22 protein-coding genes and 1 pseudogene are annotated in these 23,542 nt (G+C 68.4%); 16 read left to right on the top strand and 7 right to left on the bottom strand.

What is annotated here, in order from left to right; genetic code table 11:
- Positions 1-883 precede the first annotated feature (883 nt).
- Complete coding sequence (locus WME73_RS37035) at positions 884-1,528, top strand: hypothetical protein (protein WP_437741028.1); 645 nt, start codon at positions 884-886, stop codon at positions 1,526-1,528.
- Positions 1,529-1,569: 41 nt separating this feature from the next.
- On the opposite strand, the gene WME73_RS37030 is transcribed toward WME73_RS37035, so the two are convergent.
- Positions 1,570-2,553 (bottom strand): phosphotransferase family protein, encoded by a 984-nt coding sequence (locus tag WME73_RS37030; RefSeq protein ID WP_437912613.1) that lies wholly within the window; start codon positions 2,551-2,553, stop codon positions 1,570-1,572.
- Positions 2,554-2,600: 47 nt separating this feature from the next.
- Here WME73_RS37030 and WME73_RS37025 point away from each other — a divergent pair, with 47 nt between their 5' ends.
- The 4 genes from WME73_RS37025 to WME73_RS37010 all read left to right on the top strand — a co-directional run bounded on the left by WME73_RS37025 (position 2,601) and on the right by WME73_RS37010 (position 5,661).
- A complete protein-coding gene (locus tag WME73_RS37025) occupies positions 2,601-2,834 on the top strand; it encodes a hypothetical protein (protein ID WP_437741026.1) in 234 nt (77 codons plus the stop codon).
- Between the two features lie 150 nt (positions 2,835-2,984).
- Positions 2,985-3,983, top strand: a complete 999-nt coding sequence (locus tag WME73_RS37020) for an ABC transporter ATP-binding protein (protein WP_437741025.1) — start codon at positions 2,985-2,987, stop codon at positions 3,981-3,983.
- A complete protein-coding gene (locus WME73_RS37015) occupies positions 3,980-4,816 on the top strand; it encodes an ABC transporter permease (RefSeq protein ID WP_437741024.1) in 837 nt (278 codons plus the stop codon). Before WME73_RS37020 ends, WME73_RS37015 begins: the two co-directional genes overlap by 4 nt.
- 38 nt (positions 4,817-4,854) lie before the next feature.
- Positions 4,855-5,661 (top strand): ABC transporter permease, encoded by an 807-nt coding sequence (locus WME73_RS37010; RefSeq protein ID WP_437912612.1) that lies wholly within the window; start codon positions 4,855-4,857, stop codon positions 5,659-5,661.
- 230 nt (positions 5,662-5,891) lie between these two features.
- On the opposite strand, the gene WME73_RS37005 is transcribed toward WME73_RS37010, so the two are convergent.
- Positions 5,892-6,434, bottom strand: coding sequence for a hypothetical protein (locus WME73_RS37005; RefSeq protein WP_437912611.1), 543 nt, complete (start codon positions 6,432-6,434; stop codon positions 5,892-5,894).
- 215 nt (positions 6,435-6,649) lie between these two features.
- The gene (locus tag WME73_RS37000) at positions 6,650-7,123 is read right to left on the bottom strand and encodes a hypothetical protein (protein WP_437912610.1); all 474 of its coding nucleotides are present in this window, start codon (positions 7,121-7,123) and stop codon (positions 6,650-6,652) included.
- A 705-nt stretch (positions 7,124-7,828) separates the two neighbouring features.
- Here WME73_RS37000 and WME73_RS36995 point away from each other — a divergent pair.
- The 3 genes from WME73_RS36995 (at position 7,829) to WME73_RS36985 (ending at position 9,253) form a co-directional block, all read left to right on the top strand.
- Complete coding sequence (locus WME73_RS36995; RefSeq protein ID WP_437912609.1) at positions 7,829-8,128, top strand: hypothetical protein; 300 nt, start codon at positions 7,829-7,831, stop codon at positions 8,126-8,128.
- 87 nt (positions 8,129-8,215) lie between these two features.
- Positions 8,216-8,347 carry a hypothetical protein gene (locus tag WME73_RS36990; protein ID WP_437912608.1) on the top strand — a complete coding sequence of 44 codons (132 nt, stop codon included), beginning with the start codon at positions 8,216-8,218 and terminating at the stop codon, positions 8,345-8,347.
- Positions 8,348-8,368: 21 nt separating this feature from the next.
- Positions 8,369-9,253, top strand: coding sequence for an SDR family NAD(P)-dependent oxidoreductase (locus WME73_RS36985; protein ID WP_437867283.1), 885 nt, complete (start codon positions 8,369-8,371; stop codon positions 9,251-9,253).
- 85 nt (positions 9,254-9,338) lie between these two features.
- Here WME73_RS36985 and WME73_RS36980 read toward each other — a convergent pair whose 3' ends face one another.
- Complete coding sequence (locus WME73_RS36980; protein ID WP_437917483.1) at positions 9,339-10,715, bottom strand: IS4 family transposase; 1,377 nt, start codon at positions 10,713-10,715, stop codon at positions 9,339-9,341.
- Positions 10,716-10,985: 270 nt separating this feature from the next.
- Between WME73_RS36980 and WME73_RS36975 the strand changes: the two genes are divergently transcribed.
- Positions 10,986-11,945, top strand: a complete 960-nt coding sequence (locus WME73_RS36975) for a pseudouridine-5'-phosphate glycosidase (protein WP_437917482.1) — start codon at positions 10,986-10,988, stop codon at positions 11,943-11,945.
- Entirely contained in the window at positions 11,942-12,832 is an 891-nt protein-coding gene (locus WME73_RS36970) for a carbohydrate kinase family protein (protein WP_437912607.1), read from the top strand. Before WME73_RS36975 ends, WME73_RS36970 begins: the two co-directional genes overlap by 4 nt.
- 19 nt (positions 12,833-12,851) lie before the next feature.
- Here the strand turns inward: WME73_RS36970 and WME73_RS36965 are convergent, their stop codons facing one another.
- The gene (locus WME73_RS36965; RefSeq protein WP_437912606.1) at positions 12,852-13,526 is read right to left on the bottom strand and encodes a glutathione S-transferase family protein; all 675 of its coding nucleotides are present in this window, start codon (positions 13,524-13,526) and stop codon (positions 12,852-12,854) included.
- 71 nt (positions 13,527-13,597) lie between these two features.
- Here WME73_RS36965 and WME73_RS36960 point away from each other — a divergent pair, with 71 nt between their 5' ends.
- Both WME73_RS36960 and WME73_RS36955 read left to right on the top strand, forming a co-directional pair.
- A complete protein-coding gene (locus tag WME73_RS36960) occupies positions 13,598-14,443 on the top strand; it encodes an AraC family transcriptional regulator (protein WP_437912605.1) in 846 nt (281 codons plus the stop codon).
- 177 nt (positions 14,444-14,620) lie between these two features.
- Positions 14,621-15,991, top strand: a complete 1,371-nt coding sequence (locus WME73_RS36955) for an extracellular catalytic domain type 1 short-chain-length polyhydroxyalkanoate depolymerase (RefSeq protein WP_437912604.1) — start codon at positions 14,621-14,623, stop codon at positions 15,989-15,991.
- A 150-nt stretch (positions 15,992-16,141) separates the two neighbouring features.
- On the opposite strand, the gene WME73_RS36950 is transcribed toward WME73_RS36955, so the two are convergent.
- Positions 16,142-17,608, bottom strand: coding sequence for a protein kinase domain-containing protein (locus tag WME73_RS36950; protein WP_437912603.1), 1,467 nt, complete (start codon positions 17,606-17,608; stop codon positions 16,142-16,144).
- 503 nt (positions 17,609-18,111) lie between these two features.
- On the opposite strand from WME73_RS36950, the gene WME73_RS36945 reads away from it, so the two are divergent.
- The 4 genes from WME73_RS36945 to WME73_RS36930 all read left to right on the top strand — a co-directional run bounded on the left by WME73_RS36945 (position 18,112) and on the right by WME73_RS36930 (position 22,932).
- Positions 18,112-19,140, top strand: coding sequence for a hypothetical protein (locus WME73_RS36945; RefSeq protein ID WP_437912602.1), 1,029 nt, complete (start codon positions 18,112-18,114; stop codon positions 19,138-19,140).
- Between the two features lie 238 nt (positions 19,141-19,378).
- The gene (locus WME73_RS36940; protein WP_437912601.1) at positions 19,379-20,314 is read left to right on the top strand and encodes a hypothetical protein; all 936 of its coding nucleotides are present in this window, start codon (positions 19,379-19,381) and stop codon (positions 20,312-20,314) included.
- Positions 20,315-20,467: 153 nt separating this feature from the next.
- Positions 20,468-22,105: a hypothetical protein gene (locus WME73_RS36935; protein WP_437912600.1), complete on the top strand. Its 1,638-nt coding sequence runs from the start codon at positions 20,468-20,470 to the stop codon at positions 22,103-22,105.
- Positions 22,106-22,155: 50 nt separating this feature from the next.
- Entirely contained in the window at positions 22,156-22,932 is a 777-nt protein-coding gene (locus WME73_RS36930) for a hypothetical protein (protein WP_437917531.1), read from the top strand.
- A gap of 137 nt (positions 22,933-23,069) precedes the next feature.
- Here the strand turns inward: WME73_RS36930 and WME73_RS36925 are convergent.
- Positions 23,070-23,456, bottom strand: a pseudogene (locus WME73_RS36925) (sigma factor); the annotation flags it as partial.
- Positions 23,457-23,542: the final 86 nt, after the last annotated feature.

The raw sequence follows: 23,542 nt of genomic DNA, 5'->3' as shown, positions 1-23,542 counted from the left end.
TGACGCGCGGACACGGTCCGGCGCGGAAGGCCCCTCGCTGCACGCCGCGTTGCCTGCGGTCGGGCTGGGTTCCGTGGTCGATAGTTGTTGACAGATGAAGCTCGGAGGCAGAGTACGCCTTCTCTGCACAAGCTGGCTGGGTGTGACCCAGGTTGCACCTCGCTGGTGTGGCCCGGGAGAATTCCCGCAGCAAGCCGATCTGATCACGAATCGCCTCGATTTTTCGGGTCGGCATCCGTTTTGGTGATCGTGGCGCACGGGGGGATGCCGCCATGCGTCGAGGTGGCTGTGGCCTGGTGCGCGCGTTTCTTGGCTTACCGCAGCGGTGATGAGTGACAGTGCTTATGAAGTTCCGCTCGTCGATGGGGAAGAAGGCGTTGTCCTGGTAAACGATGTTTCCCTGAGCATCTGCAACCGTCGAGAGCGACGCCGCAACGACATTCAAAACACCAAGATGCCGCGTCAGTCACGTGCCTCGAAGCGAACGAGGATAAGTAAGACTAATTACAAATGAACCAAGAGAGGGGTACAGGCAGGCTGGCCCGTTCCGCCGCGATACTGCTTCGAGAACAGCGCCATTGCAAGAGGAGGCTTTGGGGCGCTCCAACAGAGCTTCGAGGCATGGGGTTGCGTCATTGTGTGCCGGGTGGTGAGTTCGATGGCCGGTTTGTGCCATCGTGGGTCAGCGGCAAGCGTTGAAGGCGGCGCGTCAATTCGCGGCGCTTCGGGTTGCGACGTCGCCCCCGCGCTGTCCGCCTGCGGATGGAGGCTGGAGCCGCGGAGCGCAACGGCGCCGCCGCGATGTGAGGACGGTGTGGCGCGCCGCTTGCTGTGCGCCATGCCTGGCACAACCTCCACAGGCTCGTTAAGAAAGGGCAACACCATGAGAGCACATCGCATCATCCAGGGAGCGCTCCTGCTGGCAGCGGCGCAGCTTCCTTTCGTCATCGCTTGCGCGCGCGTCGTCGAGGGCTCGGACGGCGCCGAGTCCGAGGCGGAGCCGGACAGGGGCGACGACGCGGATCCCGGACCGGAGTCGTCGGACACCACGTCGGGCGGCGGCGCGGACGCGCCCGATCCGGCGGCTCTCGATCTGTTCGCTTGCGACTTCGAGCCGAGCTGTCAGCCGGTCACCATGCACGCCTATCCGAGCCCGCCAGAGGCGCTCTCGTGCGCGGCCAAGCTGGTGACCGGAGGCGGCACGGGCGTCCTCAGCTCGCTGCTCACGCCTGGCCCGTACATCGACGAGACCGAATCGCTGATCTTCGTGCTGGGCGACGGCACCGCGCTGGTGCAGACCCGCGAGAGGCACTGCGGGCGCGAAGGGATGGAGTGCGGGCCGACGCTCGTGTGGGAGGCGCCGTCGCCGCATCAGATCTGCGACCTCGTCGTCTCCCCGGACCTCGAAGCGGCGTGCGAGGAGGACGCCGAGGGGTGCGGCTGGTGGCCGTGGGCTGACGTGGCGAACTGCCGGGCCGTCGAGGAGCACTCCTGCGAGGACGTCACCGCCCTGCTCGCGGCCATGTGATCGCGGCGGGGCGCGCCGGCCGCGAGCGGCCAGATCTCCCCTCAGAAAGGCCAGATCGTCTGTTCCAGCTCGGGCAGCGAGGAGACCTGGGACTCCCATCCTTCGAGCCTGAGCTGGAACCTGAGATTGCTGTACCTGTGCAGCAGCGCGAGGGCCATCAGCTTGCGGCTCAGCGCTGGGCCCAGGTCGGCAGGCGGGTATCCGTAGGCGCCGAGAAAGGCGCGCTGGAGGTCCGCGCTGCCGGCCGACAGGAAGAGGCACGGGCCCAGGAGATCGTACTCGGGTGCTCCGAGGCACGCGTCCGCGAAGTCGATCATGCCGGTGACGCTCCACCTCCCGCCCGCTCGGGTCACGAGGAGGTTCTCCGGCGTGTACTCGCCGGTCAGCAGGACCGGGACGACGGACGTCGGCAGGAGAGCGCGGGCAGACTCGAGGTAAGCCGGGATCTGCGAGACGAGGCGCTCGGGCAGGCCCATCCGCCGGTGCCGGCCCTCGCATCCGGCGATCTGGCGCTCCAGGAACGCAGCCCAGCCGAGATCGATGCTCTCCAGTCCAGAGGTGGGCAGCGCGTGGGCGGCCCTCATGATCTCGCCGATGCGGGCGAGCGCCTCGGCGCGCTCCGCGCCGCTCATCGCGGGCCAGGCCTCTTCGAGCGTGCGCCCCGGGAGGCGCGATATCACGAGATAGGGCCAGTTTTCGAGCTCCGCTTGCCAGAGGAGCTCCGGCGTGGCCACGGGGACGTTCCCGTGGAAGCGCCCCAGCGAGAGGCGCTCGGCCTCGAACTGGTGCCGGAGGAAGGGCGGGAACAGCTTGATGATCTGGCCTGCGTCGTTCGAGACGACCACGTTGGTCCCGTGCGCGAAGGCGGAGAGCCCGCCCGACGAGAGCCCGTGGCGCTCGCACACCGCGCGGATGGCCGGGAGAAAGGCGGGGAGGTCGGCGCGGATCCGGTCGAAGCCGCCGGGGCCGTCGAACGACGGGAACAGGGATCGATCGCCGGGGGGCGCGCTGGGATCGGGCGGCATCGAGGCGGCGGGTACCGTAACCCGCGCGCGCCGGCGCGGCCATCGACATGCAGCGCTATTGCCTCATCGAGCCGCAGACCGGCGCGGCCGTCGCGTGCTGGGTGCAACGGGGCGGCGCGCCGGCCGCGCCGTCGTTCGTTTACGACACGCTCCAGGCTTGCTACCCCTGGTACCGGGCCTGCATCGCCGCGGGGGACTCGCGCGATCCTCCGGGCGTGCTCTACGCGACCTCGAACGACTACCGCTACAGCCGCTGTTCGCCGCTCGCGAAGCCGGAGTGACGGCGCGGCAGGGATCGCAAGCGGGCAGGCTCAGCACGTAGGCCGCGTTCGCGGCGCTGGCGGCTTGACCGAGGTCGGGGCCCGCGGCGCTGGCCGCTCGACCCAGGTCAAGTATGCTCCCGGGCCGCCCGTGAGACCCTGGCCGCCGTCATGCCGCTGATCGTCGTCGAGGACCTGCGCAAGGCGTACCGGGTGGCCGAGCGCCGGCCGGGCGCCCTGGGCGCGCTCGCCGGGCTCGTGCGCCCGCGCTACCGCGCCGTCGACGCGCTCGCGGGCGTCTCGTTCTCGCTCGATCGGGGCGAGCTCGTCGGGTACATCGGGCCGAACGGCGCCGGCAAGTCGACGACGGTCAAGATCCTGGCGGGCATCCTCGTGCCGGACTCGGGGCGATGCGAGGTGGCCGGCCGCGTCCCGTGGCGCGAGCGCGTCGCGCACGTGGGGCGCCTCGGCGTCGTGTTCGGCCAGCGCACCCAGCTCCTGTGGGATCTGCCGGTGATCGACTCGTTCGAGCTCCTCCGGGACATCTACCGCGTCGCCGCGGCCGATCACGCCCGCGCGCGCGACGAGCTCGTCGCGATGCTCGATCTCGGGCCGCTGCTCGACACGCCGGTGCGGCAGCTCAGCCTCGGCCAGCGCATGCGGTGCGATCTCGCGGCCGCGCTGCTCCACGCGCCCGACCTGCTCTTCCTCGACGAGCCCACGATAGGCCTCGACGCCGTCTCGAAGCTCGCGGTGCGGCGCTTCGTGCAGCGGCTCAACCGCGAGCGCGGCGTCACGGTGATCCTGACGACGCACGACATGGACGACATCGAGGCCCTCTGCTCGCGGGTCATCCTCATCGCCGGGGGGCGGGTGCTCTCGGACGGCTCGCTCGAGGCGCTGCGCGCGCAGGTCACCGCGGAGCGCTGGCTCATCGTGGACCTGGCGGACCCGGCGGCGGAGATCGCCGAGCCACGCGCCGAGGTGATCCGCCGCGAGGGCGCCCGCGTGACGCTGCGCTTCGACCCCGCCGCGATCTCGACGGCGGAGCTGGTCGGGCGCGTGACGGCCCGCACCCCGGTGCGCGACCTCCTGGTGCAGAACCCGCCCATCGACGAGATCGTGGCGCGGCTCTACGGCGAGGGCGGCGAGGCGGGGGCGCCGCCGTGAGCGCGCCGTTCGAACGCTTTGCGGCCAATTTCGCCGCCTGTGCCGCCGTGTTCCGGGCGCGCTGCCGCGCGCTCCTGCAGTACCGCGCCGCGGCCGCGGCCGGGTTCGGCACGCAGCTGTTCTGGGGGTTCATCAAGGTCATGGTGCTCGAGGCGTTCTACGGGAACGCCCTGTCGGGCGCGCCGCCGCCGATGGCGCTCGGGCAGGCGATCACGTACACGTGGCTCGGACAGGCGTTCTTCCAGCTGCTGCCGTTCTCGACGAACCCCGACCCCGAGGTGCGCGAGCTGATCCGCACCGGCGCGGTGGGCTACGAGCTGGCGCGCCCGCTCGATCTGCACGCGCTCTGGCTCGCCCGCGCGCTCGCCGCGCGCGTCGCGCCGACGCTGCTGCGCGCGGTCCCGATGTTCGCGGTCGCGGTGCCGCTCCTCGGGATGGGGCTGCCGCCGTCGCTGGCCGCCGCGGGCGCGTGGGCGGCGGCGATGGTCGGCGCGGCGGCGCTCGTGGGCGCGTTCGCGACGGCGGTGACGTCGACGATGCTGTGGACGACGTCCGGCGACGGCATCGCGCGGATCGTGCCGTCGCTCGTCCTCGTCGCCTCCGGCATGATCGTGCCGCTGCCGCTGTTTCCGGCGTGGATGCTCCCGTGGCTCGACGCGCTGCCGTTCCGCGGCATGGTCGACGCGCCGTTCCGGCTCTACCTCGGGCACCTGCCCGCGGGGGCGCTCCCGGGCGTGCTGCTGCACCAGGCGCTGTGGACCGCCGCGTTCGTGGCGCTCGGCAGGGCGATGGTCGCGCGCGGCCTGCGCCGGCTCGTGGTGCAGGGCGGCTGAGGGACGAGGAACGGGCGAGGAGACGAGGAACAGGCGAGATGTCGCTCGATGCAACGAGGCTTTACCTCCGGCTCGCCGCCGCGTCGCTGCGGGCGCAGATGCAGTATCGCGCGTCGTTCGTGATGTGGTCTGTGGGGCAGTTCATCACGGTGGGCATCGAGCTGCTCGGGGCGTGGGCGCTGTTCGACCGGTTCGGCGCGGTCCGGGGGTGGCGCTTCGCGGAGGTGGCGCTGCTGTTCGGCCTCGTCAACGTCTCGTTCGCGCTCGCCGAGTCGTTCGGCCGCGGGTTCGACACCTTCTCCGCGATGGTGAGATCGGGCGATTTCGACCGGCTCCTCCTGCGCCCGCGCTCCACGGCGTTCCAGGTCGCCACCGGGGACTTCCAGTTCCTGCGCGCAGGGCGGCTCGCGGTCGGCCTCGTCATGCTCCTGTGGGCCGGGAGCGCGCTCGGCGTCGGGTGGACGGCGGCCAAGCTTGCGTTGCTCGTCGGCGCGATCGTCGGCGGCGCCTGCGTGTTCTACGGGCTCCTCGTGCTCCAGGCGACGCTGTGCTTCTGGACGATCGAGTCGCTGGAGATCATGAACGCGTTGACGTACGGCGGCACGGAGGCCGCGCAGTACCCGCTGACCCTGTACCGCGACTGGTTCCGGCGCTTCTTCACGTTCGTCGTGCCGCTCGCGTTCGTGAGCTACATCCCCGCGGGCGCGCTGCTCGATCGCCCCACGGTCCCCGCGCTGCCCGAGGCCGCGCGCTGGGCGTCGCCGCTCGTGGGGGTGGCGTTCTTGCTCGTGTCGCTGCGCATCTGGCGCTTCGGGGAGCGGCGGTACCAGTCCACCGGGTCCTAAAATACCGGTCACGTTGTTCAAGCGAGAATGAACCGCCTGGACGCCACAAGACGCCATGAGAATAACAAAATGTCTTGGCGTATTATGGCGTCCAGGCGGTTCGAAATTCTGCGCTTCTCAGGTGATTTCAATCTATTTGTCGCTCTGGCGCCGCTGCGGGAAGTCGCCCCGGTTCAGTAGCAAAAAACGGGCTGCCACGGGACGCTCGCCTCTTGCTGCACCAGCGAATATCACAGATCGTGTTCTGTGGGCGCCCCTTCTCTGCGCAAGAAGTACAGAACGGTGGCGCCCTCGTCTCGGGTGTCCACCTGGATCTCCATCGTTGCGAGCGATCCGCGGCTCAATGTAAGCTGGATGAACTTGTCACTGGGAATGCGCGGCCATTGGGGGTGGGTCAGCTTCGCGCGGCAAAGGCTGGAGGAACAGACAACGTCGTCGACGCTGACCTGTGGACCCAGCTGCTCGGAGATCACCCGTGTGATCACCGGCTCTGTCTCACGACGCCATGCTGGGTCGGGCGGCTCGGTGTCGAATCGAGCGCTCAAGCCGTCCCAGAACGCGATTCGCGCCTCGTGCACCGAGCGCTCCTCTTCCTCGGGATCGAGCGGCTCGCGCACGTCCGCACCGTCGAGCTCTTCGCCGTCCTGCTCGCCGCCGGCGCGAAGCCGGCCGGAGTCGAAGGTCTCGGCCGCGCCGTCGTCGGCCGAGCCATGCTGCGAAGGGATGGTAGCCTTGAATGTCGGAGCTCGCGACCGACGAGCTTCGCGTTCCAAGGACGCGAGTCGCTGACCGTCCTTCCAGCTCGGGACGCCCGCGCGTTCGCTTGCCGAGGGGGCCGAAACGCGCCCGAGAGCGTATGCACCCGCGAGCGCTGCAATGCCGGCTAGCAGAATGAACAGCCGGTGCGGTCGTCGTTCAATCACTGGTCACCACGTGGACGCCCCGAGCTCATGGCCTGCATGGCTCGACTCGGACCATTCGACTCAAGCTAGAAGACGCGCGCGGTAAATAGGCCAGACGTACCGCCTCCTGGGATCACGCAGCTGACGGAGTACATGTGTGAGGCGCTCTGCGGCGAAACGGTGAGTGTGGCGGTCCTTATTACGGTCCCGGTGAAGGTCCCCGTCCCTGACACCATGGCCGAAGTCGAACCAAGATCGTTGCCGTCCTGGTCGTTCGCTAAGCCAACGCACGTGGTGTTCATGCCATCCGAGTCGTTGCCGTCAGACATCCGGACCCGAAAGGTCACCGTGCCTCCGAGTTGGTGGTCTATCGGAATCGCGCAGTGGATGGTGATCGGGTTACTCGATTGGTTCATTATGGCGTTGGATGCGCGCAGCACATCGATGCCGTTGACCAGGTGACACGCGGCGCCGTTCATCGTCGCCCCGGCCGACACGTCGCCCGAGCTCAATACGAGGCCCAATGCGGGGAGGATTGCAAACGTTGCGAGCTTCTTCATGTGTCCGTTCCACTTTCCCAGGATTGACCAACGATCGGCTTTCCCGAACGCTTGGTGCGTATGCTCCAGTACGACGGGCTCGTGGCCAGCACTCTGCGAGGCAGTTTCGGCCCGCGGATTTGTTGATCCTGCAAGGCTCGGCGCATACGCGACGTTGCTCCGCGTTGTTGCGCATGCGCTTCATGTTCGCTCGTCTGGGCGCAATTGCATGTCACGTGCCACATTCGGGAATCGCCAGAATTCTCTGTAAGCCGCGCCCCCGCACGCCGGTCATCATGAGACTCCTGGCGCGACATGCGCCCCGATCTTGTGTGACATGTCACGGCTCTCGGCGTGACATGTCACGGTTCTCGGCGTGACATGTCACGATTCCCAGCACATCGGCTCGCGCGCCGTGGAGTGGAGGCGCCCTGTCGATGCATAGATAGATTGTCGATATGGCGTCGCTGTTTCGGGGCGGCCGGAACGCATGGGAGCATCCTGTCCACTGTCATCGGCGGCCACGATAACCTTGATGGTCGAAGCCGTTTGGACGCTCTGTCCTCTCAAGAGATTCTTCTGGCCTGGCGCCGGCGTGGCCAGCAACAGGGCACAGAGGGCACCCCTTTCAAGGTCATCACACGACCTCGGTCCCGGCGAGCACACGAGCTGTAGCCGGCCCTGATACCCCCACCGTTCTACCCGACCATCACCTACCACGGCGTCTTGGCTGCCCGCTCGACCTTTCGCCCCCTCGTGACGCCGAAGCCCCCCCCAGGCGGCACGCCGCTCGCGAAGAACAAGGCGTGTGACGACGCAAAGGCGGGCGAGAAAGCGCCGGAGCGCGAGCACACCAAGGCGCCAAAGCAGACGGAGAACGAAGCTCCGGCGCCGCCCGCAGCGTCTCGGCTTTCGCCGACGTCCGACGTCGTGATGCCCACGAGCATCACCGTCGCGCATTGGGGGCACTTGCTCTCGGTGCTGGAGCTCGCACTCGAGCATGGGCTCGACCTTCTTGTGAAGTAGCGTCTTCCGAGCCACGTCCGTCGGCGTGCCGTTGATGTGATCCGGACGCTCGAACAAGCCAACGCCGAGGCACCTGACCCGCTCGCGATGGAGCGCCTCAAGAGCCTCCTGTCCGAGCGCGCCACCCAGTACGAGACTGCGCACTACACGGTCGACACGTCGGACTGCGACGTCGCCGAGGTCGTGGAGCGCACCTTGGCCATCGTGCGCGGCGCGTGAACGTGATAGCGTCCGCGCCCGATGAGCACCAACCAGAAAACGCTTGAAAACAAGGTCGCAATCGTCACCGGAGGCGCCTCCGGCATCGGCCGCGCGCTCGGTGAAGAGCTCGCCCATCGAGGGTGCGAGGTCGTGCTGGCGGATCGCCAGCACAGCGTCGCCGCGGAGGTCGCCAAAGGCATCACCGACCGCGGAGGTCGCGCGACCGCCGCCGAGCTCGACGTGCGCAGCCTGCCGGCCTTCAAGGCCATCGCAAAAGACACGCTGCAGCGCTCAGGCCGCATCGACTACTTGTTCAACAACGCCGGCATCGTCGTCGGGGGCGAGATGGCCAGTCACGTGCAAGAGGACTGGGACGACGTCATCGACGTCAACCTGCGCGGCGTCGTTTACGGCATCCAGGCAGTCTACCCGATCATGGTGAAGCAGGGTTCAGGACACATTTTGAATACAGCCTCCGTCGCAGGCCTCGTCGCGGGCTTTAACGAGGGCGCCTACACCGCCACCAAGCACGCCGTCGTCGCCGTCACCAAGGCCCTCCGCGTGGAGGCAGAGCGCTACGGCGTCCGCGCCTCCGTCCTGTGCCCCGGCGCCATCCGCACACCCATCGTCACCGGCGGTGTGTACGGCCGTATCAACGTGGAGAACGTCTCCAAAGAGACCATCATGCGCATGTCGGAGCGCCTGCACCCAATCCCCCCCGAAGAGCTCGCGCGCCGCACGCTCGACGCCGTCGCCCGCAACGAGGCGATCATCGTCCTGCCCAAATGGTGGAAGGCATTCTGGTACCTCGATCGCCTGTCTCCGGCGCTCAGCCTCAAGCTAGCCAGCTACAGGCACAAGCGCATGCGCGAGGAGATGCTGGCCGCCGGCGCCAAGCCCAAGAGCATTGACGCCGACGCGTGAGCGGGATCCGTGAGCATATCGAGAGGGTCCGGCTCGTGAGGGATAGCACTGCCTTGAAAATTGGTTCCCGGTAGGGGCAGCCCTTTCAAGGCGACTTTTTCCTGGATTCTGCGAGCAATCGAGCAGTCGACACGTGAGTTTCATTCGCGAATCGGGTTCTCTTCGGCACGGGCTTCTTCACACCGCGTGGATGGCGCTTGAGCTTCCCGAGCTGCACGTGAGCTGCCCAGCTGAGCATCTCCTTGGCGAGCGCGGTCGGAGTCATCGTCTGAAACGCTTTCCAGGTGATAGGCTCGACAGCGATCCCCATCCCTGATGCCGTCGCACGTACTTCGTTCGCGATATAGTAGCCGGAAACTTCGTCCTGGACCTTTTCGGCTCCGAACTTTGCTCGGAGAGCGGCCTGCACCGTGGACAGGCTGTTGTATGCGGCGAGGGCGATTCTGAATCCGAATAGCGCAGCGCGAGGATAGCCGAGGGTGGCAACCTCGCCCTGAAGCGTCGCTGTGAGCGATTGGAACATGGTCTCCAGTGTCCATCTCTTTCGGTACAGTTCTGTTACCACCACTGCGCTAGCTGCTGTTGGGGGCAGGTTCGTGAGGATTGCCATCTCGATGTCGCCGTCTCGCGTTGGCTTGTCCAGGCGGATTATGATCCGACGCGTCTTCGTCACCTCATTATCAGAGTTCTTGATCGTGACACCCTGCTCATAGACCTCCCCAGTGTCTGTTCGACCACGCTTCCTCAACGTGCCGGCGGACACGATTGTCATACTCGCGTGTTGGCGAATGATGTAGAAAGCTTCCCGTTTGGTGATGCCCGACAGCAATGTGCTCGTGCAGAAATTCCGGTCAGCAATCCAGAGATCGTTTGCGGCGACGAGATCGAGGATCTCCGGGGAAAGCGACCGTTCCTGAGCATGCCCATCTTCACAAGGGATCATGTCCGTCGCGAGCATCAACGCCGGGTCGAGGACAACGAGCGCGTGTCCGGGCAGCGGTCCGGCCTTGCTCTGACGCAGTACCTGAAGACGCCGTTCGGTCGCGGCCAGGTGATTGCCATCCAGGATTCGCACCCGGTATCCGGGGAGAAGTGCCGGCATCTGTCCCCCCATGGTGTCGATGACTGGCGCCAGACGCTCCGCCGTGTGGCGCACCAGCGCGCTGGTGACAGCGGGCTCCAAGTTGTTGAGCTTGTTGTAGATCGACGCAAGGGATACCGGCAGCGTTTCGGCCACCGCTTGATACGCCGCGTGAACCGAGGGCGCGACCTTGCTGACGACCACGCCCATGAGGTCGACCATCGATGAGAAGAGGAGTTCCCGCGTGTACTGCTTGTCCGCATGCTCTTCGAACAGCTCATCGAGCGCCTCGGGCGCGAGGGCGTGTTCCATTGCGGCGCGGGCCATCACGCTCGCCGGGGTCTTCTCAATGAATCGATCGAGTACCTTGGACAGGAGCATGCGCACCTGAATGCCTCGTTCCCGGTGCCGTGCGCAATAGCTTCGGGCTCTTCGCTGGAAAACAGATCCTACAGAGTGCGCTATGGATCGGATGGACTTACATGGTTTGTGACCTTGAAAGGGCTGGGCACAGAGGGTGACGGGACGGAACAGAAATGAAAATGGCAACGGCCGCGAGATCGCGGTACCCAAAGTCGTGACCGCTTGACGCTCGTGCCCGGTGCCTCTATAGCCGCCAAACCCTCGCCGCCCAAGGATCTCAGCGTGTCGATCAAGGACTATCTCTCCATCTCGCCCGAGGTCAGGAAAGCGCTCGCTGGCGGCCGGCCGGTGGTCGCGCTGGAATCGACCATCATCACGCACGGCATGCCGTATCCGCAGAACCTCGAGATGGTGCAGCGCGTGGAGGCGGTAGTCCGCCGGAACGGCGCCGTGCCGGCGACGATCGCGATCATGGACGGCAAGCTCAAGGTGGGTATGAAGGGGGAAGATCTCGAGCGGCTGGCCAGGGCGGGCGGCAAGGCGGCCAAGGCCTCGCGGCGCGACGTGGCGGCGCTCCTGGTCCTGGGCGGGCTGGCCGGGACGACCGTGGCGACCACGATGATGGCGGCGGCCTGGGCCGGTATCCAGGTGTTCGCCACCGGGGGCATCGGCGGCGTGCATCGCGGGGCGGAGACGACCTTCGACATCTCCGCCGATCTCGAGGAGCTGAGTCAGACGCAGGTGGCGGTGGTCTGCGCGGGGGCCAAGTCGATCCTCGATATCCCCAAGACGCTGGAGACGCTGGAGACCCATGGCGTGCCGGTCCTGGGCTACAAGACAGAGGATTTCCCGGCCTTCTGGGCGCGGCAGAGCGGGCAAAAGGTGGACCACAGGATCGACAGCGCCGAGGAAGCGGCCAGGGTCATCGCGCTGCAGTTCGAGCTCGGCATGGGCGGGGTCCTGGTGGCCAACCCGATCCCCGAGAGCCATGCCATGGACCCCAGGGCGATCGAGGCGAGGATCGAGGAGGCGATCCGGTGCGCCGAGGCAGAGGGGGTGAGCCGCAAGGACCTGACGCCGTTCCTCTTGAAGCGCATCTTCGAGCTCACCGAGGGCAAGAGCCTCGTCGCCAACATCGCGCTGGTCGAGAACAACGCGGCCGTGGCGGCGGAGATCGCGGCGGCGATGAGCGAGCTCGGGGCCAGGCCCAAGTCGAAGTCGAAGCCGAAGGCCAAGGCCAAAGCATGAGCGCGGCCGACCGCGTGCTCGTGGTGGGCGACGTGATGACGGACGTGATCGTCCGCCCGGAGGGGCCGCTGGTGCGCGGCTCGGACCGGCGCGCCAAGATCGAGAGCCGGCCGGGAGGCTCGGGGGCCAACCAGGCGGTGTGGCTCGGCTCGATGGGAGCGAAGGTGTCGTTCGTCGCCCGGGTAGGAGCCAGGGACAAGCCGCATCTCGAAGCCTATTTCAGGAGCTTCCATGTCGACCCGATCCTCGTGGCCGACCCGCAGAATCCATCGGGCGTGCTGGTCATCCTCGTCGACGCCGACGGGGAGCGGAGCTTCCTTACCGACCGTGGGGCGAACCTCGCGCTCGAGCCTTCGGACATGCCGGTGGGGCTCCTGGACGAGACGCGGCTGGTGCTCGTCTCCGGGTATTCGCTCTTCGCCGAAGGGCCTCGGCGGGCCGTGCTGCGGCTCGCCGAAGAGGCGCGGCGCCGCGGCGTCCCGATCGCCCTCGACGCCGCGTCCGTGGGCTTTCTGCGGGAGGTGGGGGTCGGGGACTTCCTTGAGTGGACACGAGGGATGTCGACGCTGCTCGCCAACGCCGACGAGGCAGAGGCGCTCTCGGGCACGGGTGACCTCACCGCGCAGATGATCGCGCTGGGCGCCTATTTCGAGCGGGTGATCATCAAGCGTGGCGCGCGGGGCGCGGCGGTGGGCGGACGGCAGGGCGTGCGCCTCGACGAGCCGGCGCCTCAGGTCGAGGTGGTGGACACGACCGGGGCCGGCGATGCGTTCGCGGCCGGGTTCATCACCGCGGAGCTCCAGGGCGCGCGCGAGGCGGAGTGCCTGCGGCGCGGGATCGAGGCGGGATCGAGGGCGGTGAAGCAGCTGGGTGGGCAGCCGGAGTAGACGGCAGCCCGGGCGGCGATCAGCTCGCCTGCGCCTCCGCTGCGGCCGCGGCCTCGTGCGCCGCGGCGAGCTCTGCGTCCTTCGCCGCGATCCGCGCGAACGCCGGCCGGCTGCACACCCGCGCGACGTAGTCCTTCACCTCCGGCAGCTCGGGAACGAGCTTGAACGTCACCATCCACTCCAGCGCCTTGCCCCAGAGGACGTCGGCCGCCGAGAACCGATCGCCGAGCAGATACGGCCCCTTCCGCAGCGCCTCCGCCACCACGCCGAACATCGTATCGAAATCTCCGTACGGAGACGTCGCGGCCGGGGCCGGATCGCGCTTCATCGCCCGATCGACGACGGCCGGCTCGAAGCACGACCCGTAGTACGCGATCCACCGGAGGTACGGCCCGCGCAGCGGATCCCCGATGGCCGGGGTCAGGCCGGCCTCCGGGAACAGATCGGCGAGGTAAATGACGATCGCGACCTGCTCGGTGACGAGCGCGCCGTCGTGCAGGATCGCGGGCACCTTCCCGAGCGGGTTCACGGCGAGGTAAGGGGCCTTCCGCTGCTCCCCGGCCTTCATGTTCAGCACGCGGAGCTCGTGGGGCGCGCCCAGCTCCTCGAGCAGGATGCGCGTGCCCATCGAGCGCGAGTTCGGAGAATGGAACAAGACGAGGTTGCCCCTCGGGATCGTGGTCGAATCAGCCATGTTGCTGCCTCCGGGGCGGACGTTACTGCCCGGGCGAGGCGCGGTATTGTAAAAGAGCGCCACGCGCGATCATGAGCCGGAGCATCACCCCCGAGGACCCCACCCGCGGCATCCTGAACCCCGCCGCGGGTCTCCAGCGCTTTTTCGCGCTGCACCGCCACGCGCCCGCGCCGGACCTGGCCAGGCTCGTCGACTGGCACTGGGTCGTCCGCTGGTCGCTCACCGCGCCGTTCGAGCAGGAGCTCTTGCCGCACCCCTGCGTCAACCTGGCCATCGAGGCGCCGGGCTCGGCGGTGCACGGCATCGGGACCCGCCGCGAGGTCGTCCGGATCGAGGGCACGGGGCGCGTCGTCGCGACGAAGTTCAAGCCGGGCGGCTTCTTCCCGTTCGCGCCCGTCCCCATGCGCCGGCTGGTCGACAGCGTCGTCCCCCTCGTCGAGATCTTCGGCGGCGCGGCCGGGCCGCTCGAGCGCGCCGTGCTCGACCAGCCGGACGACGCCACCGCGATCCGCGCCGTGGAGGAGCTCCTGCGCGCGCGCAGGGGCCCGGAGGACGCCGGGCTCGGCGAGGCGATGGCGCTCGCCGCCCGCGCGCAGGACGATCGCGACATCCACCGCGCCGAGGATCTCGCCCGGATCGCGGGCGTCTCGGTCCGCACGCTGCACCGCGCGTTCGAGCGGTACATCGGCGTCGGGCCCAAGTGGATCATCCGGCGGTCACGCGTGCAGGAGGCCGCGGAGCGCGTGGCCACGGGCGCGCCCGTCGCGTGGGCGGCGCTCGCGCAGGAGCTCGGGTATCATGATCAAGCGCACCTGATCCGGGAATTCAAGACCCAGGTCGGCTTCACGCCGGCCGTCTATGCAGAGCGGTGCGCGACAGCGAGGTCGAAAGGCGGCCCGCCCGGCGTGAAGGGGTGAGCTGCGGGTTTACGGCCATTCACAGCGCGAGAAGGCTCCATGATGCGCAAGGTCTTGGTTCAATTTTCGCGGACTGGAAGAACCCGAAGCGGCTTGCGCCCAAGTTCCTGTGTCGATAGCATCCGCGCGCCAATCGCGCGCCATCGTCGGCGACGCCAGCTTTAGAGGTAATCGAACATGCGTCGATTTCAGAATCGCGTTTTCGTGGTCGCGTCGTTCTCTTTGGGTCTGTTCGCGGCCATGCCGGTGTACGCGGCCTCCGTGCAGGCGGTGAGCCAGGCGACGTGGGGAGCGAGCGGCGTCCCGAGCTACGTCAACATGAACATCTACGTCCCGGACAAGCTGGCCGAGAATCCGCCCATCGTGGTGGGCTGCCACTCGTGCAGCACGCCGGTGAGCTCGTTCTTCAACAGCATCTCGGGTGTCAAGGCGGGCGCCGACAAGAACGGCTTCATCATCATCCTTCCGGAGGCCACCGGCCGGAACTGCTGGGACGTGGGCACGACGAAATCGCTGACCCACGACGGCGGCGGCGACACGCAGGCCGTCGCTCAGATGGTGAAGTACACGCTCGAGAAGTACAAAGGCGACCCGAAGCGCGTCTACGTGATGGGCGGCTCGTCCGGAGCGATGATGACGCAAGCCATGCTGGCGGTGTACCCGGACATCTTCCGGGCCGGCGCGGCGAGGGCGGGGGTGGCGGCCGGGTGCTGGGCGGACGGCTTCGACGGGGGCCAGCAATGGAGCAACAACTGCGCGGGCGGCAGGACGAGCAAGTCAGCGCAGCAATGGGGAGATCAGGTTCGGGGGATGTTCCCTGGGTATACGGGGCATCGCCCCCGCCTTCAGATCTTCCACGGCACGGCGGACGCGACGATCAACTACAAGAACCAGGCCGAGGCGATCAAGGAATGGACGAACGTCCTCGAGCTGAGCGAGACCCCGACCTCGACCGACATGATCACATCGGGCGGGACCACCTATGATCGCCAGTTCTGGAAGAACGAGTGTGGCTACACGGTGTTCGAGGCCTGGTCAGGAAGAAACGGCGCGCACTCCATGCCGTACGAGGCCGATGCGATCCTCGCGTTCTTCGGTCTGGACAAGGCCGGTGGGGCCGATCCGGAGACCGACTGTTCCGAGGCTGCCGGCAGCGGCGGCACGGGTGGCTCGGGCGACGGCTCCGGGGGTGATCAGAACGTCGGCGGCGCCGGGCCTGCTGCGGGGAGCGGCGGCGCCTCGGGGGACGGCGGAAGCGCGGGCGAGGGCGTGACCGTCGGCTCTGGCGGGCAGCCCGCTGGCGGCGGCGAGGTCACCACGACGGGCGGCAGCGACCCGAGCGGCACGAGCGGTACGAGCGGTACGAGCGGCGCTGCGGACAGCGCCACCACCGGCGCGGGCTCGGAGTCTGCAGGTGAATCGGGTGAAACGGGTGGGTGCGCCGTCGTCGGTGGCGATGCCAAGCCGAAGAGGTCGTACGCAGCGGTCGTCGCCATGGGCCTTGCGCTGTTGACGCTCCGTCGCCGGCAGCGAAACGCCCGGAGCTGACACGCCGGCTCGTCGGTGAGCTGAAGCAACCCCTCGGCCTTTTCGAGAAAATTCACAGGGGGGCGGGGAGACGGGGAGTGAAATCCCACCAATCTCCCCGTCTCCCCGTCTCCCTGTTCAATCTTCTGCTAAAAATAAGGGGTCTCCGCGCTAGAAGGGCACCTCCGGAATCGGTGCTCGGTCGAGCCCCGGCGCGGTCGTTGGCGGGATCGGCGGCCTCCTGGAAGGAGAGGGGACACCCGTGTGTGGTGTCCTGGGCGTGGCGCTCGACGGCGGGCGTGCTGCCGTGGTGGACGTCGAGGGCGCTGGTGGCGCCGCGGTCTCGCCGGCGGCGTCCGCTGCCGAGCCCGTCGCTTCTGCAACGGGCGTCGCGGGCGTCACGCTCTCCAGCGGCTCCGGGGAGGGCTCGACCTCTGCTGACGCGCTGGCGGCGATCTCCTCCGACGCCGGCGCGCCGGCCGAGGCGGCCTTCGCATCGCCCCCGCCGCTCGCTCCGCCCCGACCGAGCGCGATGGTGACGCTGGCGCCGACGAGCATCGCCATCGCGATGCCGATCACCAGCCTCGCGCGCTGAGGCCTCTGAAGTCGGGCCTCCTGCGCCGTCGATCCGGCGCCGGTCAGGGTGCCTGGCCTCGCCGAGCGGGGCGTGGCCGCCGGCTCGTCGAGCTTGGCGACGTCGAGCGCTATCGTCCCGCTGAGCCTCGGCCGAGCGGTGCTCGGCACGCCGGAGCACGGGGATTGCAGATCCGGAATCGATGGAGACGCCATGCCCGCGACACGGCGGAGCTCGCCCATCATCTCTCCGACCGACTGGAAGCGCTCCGCCCGCTCGCGGGCCAGCGCCCGCGCGAAGAAGGCATCGATCTCCGGCGGCAGGTCGGGCGCGATCAGGGACGCGCTGGGCACCGGACCGACCAGGATGTTGGCGATCACCGCGCCGAGCTGGGCCCCCTGAAAGGGCAGCTCGCCTGTGACGCCATAGAAGAGGATGACCCCGAGCGACCAGAGATCGCTGCGCTGATCGATGTCCTTTTCGCCCCGGACCTGCTCCGGGCTCATGTAGTGGGGCGAGCCGAGCAGCTCGCCGGTGCGGGTCACCTCTTCCGTCAGCGCCGCGCCAGTGTCCTTGACGATGCCGAAGTCGAGGATCTTGACGACCTCGTCCTGCTCTCCCTCCACGCGCACGAGGAACAGGTTGGCAGGCTTGAGATCGCGATGGACGAGGCCGGCGTCGTGCGCGCGACGGATGGCCTTGCCGGCCTGCACCAGGATCAGGGTGGCGTCCACGAGAGAGAGCCGGCCGACGCGCAAGAGGCGCGTGCCCAGGTCCTCGCCCTGAAGCAGCTCCATCACGAGGTACGGAGTTTCGTCGTCGACGCCAAAGTCCTGGACGTAGACGACGTGTGGGCTCTGGAGGCTCGCCGCGATCCTGGCTTCACGCTCGAAGCGGGCGAGGAACGTCGACGACGCAGCATAGGTCGGGTCCATGAACTTGACCGCGACGAGAGAGCCCAAGTTGACGTGTCGCGCCACCCACACCGAGCCCATCCCGCCGTGCGAGAGAGGTCGTTCGAGACGATACTTCCCACCTACGACGGAATCCGGAGCGAACTGCATGGTGATGGCTTCCTCCTGATAGCCGAGGGAGGCGAGGGGAGCGTACAGGATAGGAAAGGCGCCGGCCACGACGAGGCGGGAGATGTCAGATGGATTATCCTTCTGTGCGCCACGTTCCGGGCGTCTCGGGCTCGACACGGCCACGAGATGGCTCCCCGGATCGCCGTGGCAGGCCCGGGTCCGACGCGGGCGTCGAGAGCGCTATCGGTGCGTGACGTTCCTGACAGCGGCGGTGTTCGGCGAGGGGGACGCGCTCGGGACGACGGCGAGCGCGGACGCTGCGCGCGCCGACGCTGCGCGTCCGCGCGCGGCGCACCAGGGGCCTTGCTTGCGCAGCGCAGCACGCCGGGCCTCCGCGGCGGTCCGCCGGAGCCCGCGCCGGCGCCGGCGCCGGCGCCGCAAGAAACCACGACGCCCCCGCCTCCGAACCCCCGCGCGGCAGCACGAGACCGCTCGCGAGAGCTATTGCGATCCCCTTGCCTCCGTCTAGAATCCACACTGCAATGAACAAATTATTTTGCAATTCAACTATCATCGCTGCTGGTCTCTCCCTCGCTCTCGGCGCGCTGGCCTGCGGAGAAGACGACAGCCCGGCAGACCAGAGTGGAACGGGCGGCGGGGCGACCGCCGGGTCGGGCGGCGGGGCGACCACGGCGGGGTCGGGCGGCGGGGCGACCAGCGGGTCGACCGCGGGGTCGGGCGGCGCGTCGACGTCGGCGTCGGCGTCGAGCGGCGGGGTGACGACGGCGTCCGGCGGCGATCCCAATCCCGATCCCGCGAACGCGCGGACCTTCGACCACCGGCACGCGAGCCTGGACGGTATCCCGGCGAGCTGCGCCGAGGCGCTCAGGTCGGGGGACTTCGTCTTCCACTACGCCCACCGCTCGCACGGCTTCCAGATCATCGTCGGCGCCGAGAGCATCGAGGCGAAGACCCCTACCTACGCCTTCGAGACGGAGTATTGCGACGTCCCGCAGCAGGAAGGCGCCTTCCTGATGTGGGACGGGATGATCGACACCGACCTCATTCCGGGCGAGGAGTACTGGGCGACCGAGGCCGGGATCAACGACGTGCGCACCATCCTCGGAGGGCACCCGGAAATCCGGTACTCGATGTGGGCGTGGTCCTCGGAGATCTCCGAGCAGACCGAGGAGGACGTGCAGCGGTACCTCGACGTGCTCGACGCGCTCGGGCAGGAGTTCCCGGAGGTGACCTTCATCTACATGACGGGGCCCGGTGACGAGGAGTACAACGGCGTGAACCGCACGGAGCGCAACCAGCAGATCCGCGATTTCTGCCGGGAGCATGGGAAGATCCTCTATGACTTCGAGGACCTCGACGTCCACGCGGACGGCGAGCGGCACACAACGACGGTGGACGGCGTCGAGATCCCGATGCAGCACCCGCGTTACGACGTGGAGACGTCCGGCAACGCGGAATACGAGCATACCCACACGACCCAGGGCGCCTGCGAGAACAAGGCCATGGCGTTCTGGCGCATGATGGCCGAGCTCGAGGGGTGCGCGCAGTAGCCCCCGAGAGCCCCCGAGGTCGGCGGGCGCGCGGGCTGGCGCTCGGCCGCGGCGACGCCGCGAGCCGCTGTCTTTCCTGTCGGTTAAGTCCCGGTTTCCGGCGGAAAACTCCGCCGGATCGCGTCGCTCACGTCTTGCGGGCCGCCTTGCGCCCATGCTACTCGGCTGTCGCACGGGCATGCTCCCCCGCGCGCCTCCCGCGCAGGGGCGCCGCCTGGCAGCCGATCGGAGGCGGGCCATGGAAAGCGCGATACCGCTCGGGAAGAAGCAGATCATCGACGGTCAGCTGCGGGTCTACTACTACGGTTACTGGATCAAGGCCTACGAGGCGCCGGCCGACACGCTGCTCGCGAAGAAGCGCCTCATCGAGGCGCTGACGCGGCGCCTGTTCAACCACGTCGAGCACGGCATCAACGTCCCAGGGAAACGGCTGGACGAGGCGCGGCTCGCCTTCGAGTCGGAGACCGATCCGCAGCGGAAGCGCGTCAAGGCCGCCATGCTCGCGGGCGCGATCTTCAATCGAGCGACGGATATCTTCACCAAGCTCGTCGAGATCCAGGAGCTCGGCGTCACCATCGAGCCCGACAACGCCCTGATGCGCGAGTGCGGAGAGCACCTCCTCGAGGCGCTGACGCTCGGGAAGATGGTGCTCCACCGCAGCGGCGAGGAGGGGCTCGACGAGCTCTGGGGCGAGCCCTTCAAGGCGTTCTCGTTCCCGATCGAGGCGTTCTACAACAGCCGGTATGTCAAGATCGCCCAGAGCATGAGGGCGATCGACGGCATTCGCGACGCGATGATCGCCACCTTCGCTGGCTCGCCGATGTTCGCCGGGCTGGACCGCCTGGCCCGCGAGTTCGCGCACGCGGCCAAGATCAAGTGCGAGACGCTGCGCACCGACGACGACATCTTCGAGGTCTGGACGTCGTTCGTCGTGTCGGCGGAGAAGCTCGCCGGCTTCCAGCCGCTGCTCGGCGCGGACGCCTCGCCCCATGAGCGGGAGCAGGCCGCCCGGGGCGTCGAGCTGATCGTCCGTGGCAAGAACGTGATCTCGTACATCACGCGCGCGCGCGTGCCGATGCCCAAGACCACGGGCGAGCTCCTCGAGCGGTACGAGCGCTGTCGCGCCGCGTACGGCGCCGCGCCCGCGTCCGGGCCCGCGCGCAGCGTCGCCTGAGCGCCCGGGTCGCGGCCGCCGCGAGCGCAGAGGCTTTCACGCTCATGAGCGTCAACGGAGCGGTGTTGTAGGCGGGCGCCCGACATTTCGCCTGTCTGCTGTCACGGAATGTTTCCGTTGACGCTGGGGCGCGCGTCTCTGTATCACCAGGTGATGAAATACGCTTTGATCCTTTCGGGAGCGCTCTTCATCGGCCTCTCGTCGCTCCCCGCGAGCGCGCTGGTCACGCAGCCGAACGGCAGCGTCATGCCGCAGGACTCGAGGAACAACGAGGTCCAGCTCTACACCCTGTTCGACAACCGGGAGGAGGCGCTCGACTACCAGGCCGATGGGAACACCGAGCCGTCCACGTTCTCGCCGCTCTGCGGCTTCACGGCGGAGCTGGTGCTCCGGCAGACAGGCTCTCGCCTCGGGGTCGGCTGGTACAACGTCGACCCCGCTGCCACGGCGCCGCCGGCGATCGACGACATCCACGAGATCGTCCCCGCCGGCTCCTCGGTCGGCACCGTCATCACCGCCGCGGATATCCGGAGCAATCCAGCCTATGCGGGCGGGCAGATCGGCTTCGCCCTCATCGGCGCGCAGACCCACTACTCCGAGCAGCGTTGGAATCAGGTGTGCACGGGCTGCACCACGCCCGGACCCTGGGTCACCGCAGTCATCTATGCTTCGGCGGTGACGCCGAACGCGTTTTACGTCGCGTTCGAGGATGGCGACGTCGGCCGGAACCCTGGCGACTTCAACAACGATGGCGACTACAACGATTATGTCTACTTCTTCAGCGGACTCACCTGCACCGGCGGCGGCGAGCCGTGCGATACCGGGCTGCCCGGCGTGTGCGCGCCAGGGGTGACCCAGTGCTCGGCGGATGGGCTCACCTGCCAGGGGCTCGTGCCGTCGTCGCAGGAGACCTGCGATGGGCTCGACAATGACTGCAACGGCACCGCCGACGAAGGCGACCTCTGCCCGCCGGAGCACGTCTGCGACCGGGGCGTGTGCGTGCAGGCGTGCGGCAGGGGCGAGTTCGTGTGCCCCTCGGACAAGGCATGTAATGCCGCGGGGTTCTGTGTCGAGCCCGCCTGCGCCGAGGTCGCCTGCGACGCGGGCGAGGTGTGCGTCGGCGGGCGGTGCCGCGCGCCTTGTGATGGAGTGCAGTGCCCCTCCCCGACGGTGTGCCGGGTCGGGGTGTGCGTCGACCCGTGCAGCACCGTGACGTGCGAGGAGGGCACGGTCTGCGACGGCGGCGTGTGCAAGCCGGAGTGCCCGTGCACGCCGTGCTCGAGCGGGCGCACGTGCGAGGAGGCGAGCGGGCTTTGCAGAGAGTCGGCCTGCGTTGGCGTCGCGTGCTCGCCTGGCCAGCGCTGCGACGCGGGCACGTGCGTGGACGCGTGCGCTGGAGCGGTGTGCCCGAGCGGGCAGACCTGCGCCGGCGGCGCCTGCGTGGAGGACACGAGCACGACAGCGGCCAGCGGGACCGGTGGCTCGACGGGAACGAGCCTGGACTCCGGCGCGGGCGGCGGCCTCACGGATCCGGCCGGCAGCGGCGTCACGGGAGGCAGCGGCGGCGGCGGCGGGTCAGGCGGCGGTTCGGGCGAGGCCGCCGCGGGCGGGGCCGCCGCGGGCGGCTCCGGCGCGGACAGCGGCTGCGGCTGCACCGTGGCCGGCGCGCACGGCTCGCCCGGAGCGCCGCTCGCGGCGATCGCGCTGGCGCTGGCTGGAGCGATTTGCCGGCGGAAGCGCGGCATTGCTTCCGCAAGGGGCCGGGCGTTTCGGAGATCGACAGGAGCATGACACCGCCCTGGCCGCTCCTCTCCGGCGAGCGGTCATGGCATAGTCCGTTCATGAGACATGAACTCCTTGGCTCCGTGTTGTGTGGCCTCCTCCTCGCCGCCTGCAGCGACGACGAAAACGTGTCGCCGATCGGAGCAGGCGGCGCGGGCGGCATGGGCGGCGCGGGCGGCAGCACGACCGGCGACGGCGGAGGCGGAAGTGGAGGCGCAGCGCCGGTCGCCTGCGGAGGGAGCGCGGGAGCGGTCTGCGGCGAGACGGAGTACTGCGCGACGCCCGACGTGGCGTGCGACGCAGACGCGCAGGGCGAATGCACGCCGAGGCCGAGGGTAGGGGAATGTCCGGACGAATGTCAGGGGGTCTGCGGGTGCGATCAGCGCACCTATTGCAATGCGTGCATGGCGCACGCGGCCGGGGTGAACGCGTCGAGGGATACGGTCTGCGCAAGCGCAGATTACGTGATCGCCGATCACGACCGCGTCTACGTGCACCACGCCGACCTGCGAGAGGATCGGTGTCTGGCGATCTCGATCGCGGCGTTCGCCGATAGCGATCCGCTCTATGCCGGGGTCGAGCTGGAGGACCTCTGGGGCGTGCTGGACGTGGCCCTCACCGACAAGATGGGCGATTGCACTGACACGGGCATGCCGCCCGCCGACGAGCGCACGTATACCGTGACCGGGGCCACCGGGACGATGTCGTGGGAGGCTGAGCCGAACACCGGCATACCGTGCATCATCGACATGGATATCACCGTCACGCTCGACGGGGAGCCCGGGACCCTGCGCTTCCAGGAGACCGGCGTGGTCGTCGACAACACGTGCCTGTAGCCAGCTGCTTGCCGGCAACCGGATCCGGTCGCGAGGGTGTCGAGCTGCCTGCCCGTGATCGGGTCCGGTTTCGCGAGGCTGCTCTTTCTTTCGCTCAGCTCCACGGGATCCGTGATGACCTCGTTCCGCCGAGAAGCCTTCGCGTGGTAACGCGCAGCCAGGTTCACCGCCAGGCCGTTCAGCCACCGCGCGATCGGGCCGCGCGAGGGGTCATAGTTGCCGAAGCTCATGACAGCCGCCAGGAAGACGTCCTGGCTCAGGTCGTGCCGATCGCGCTCGGGCACACGGAGCCGCGCGAGCCACCGGCGAACGCGCCGAATCGTTTCTGCTTGAAAGAGGCATTGAAACGCATGAGCCCGAGACGGGCTCGCGGCAGGCTTCACCTCGTTCTTCCGAGGTCCCGGCTGCGCCGCTATCCGTTGCGCGGTGCGAGGCGTGCCCGATGCGCTCGAACGAGCCGTCCTGTCGTGCCGCGCCGGAGGAGCCCGCTCCTCGGCGAAGACGTGTGTTCTGATGGAATGCATCATCGGCCCTCGCGAGGGCAGCGCCAGAAGCTCCATGGCTCGCCTCCATGTGAAACGTGAATGCTCCGCGCGAACGCTCGTCGGCG

It is taken from the genome of Sorangium sp. So ce302 (genome assembly GCF_051530145.1).
GTDB lineage: Bacteria > Myxococcota_A > Polyangia > Polyangiales > Polyangiaceae > Sorangium > Sorangium cellulosum_B.
This window is presented reverse-complemented; position numbering and strand designations above follow the sequence as displayed.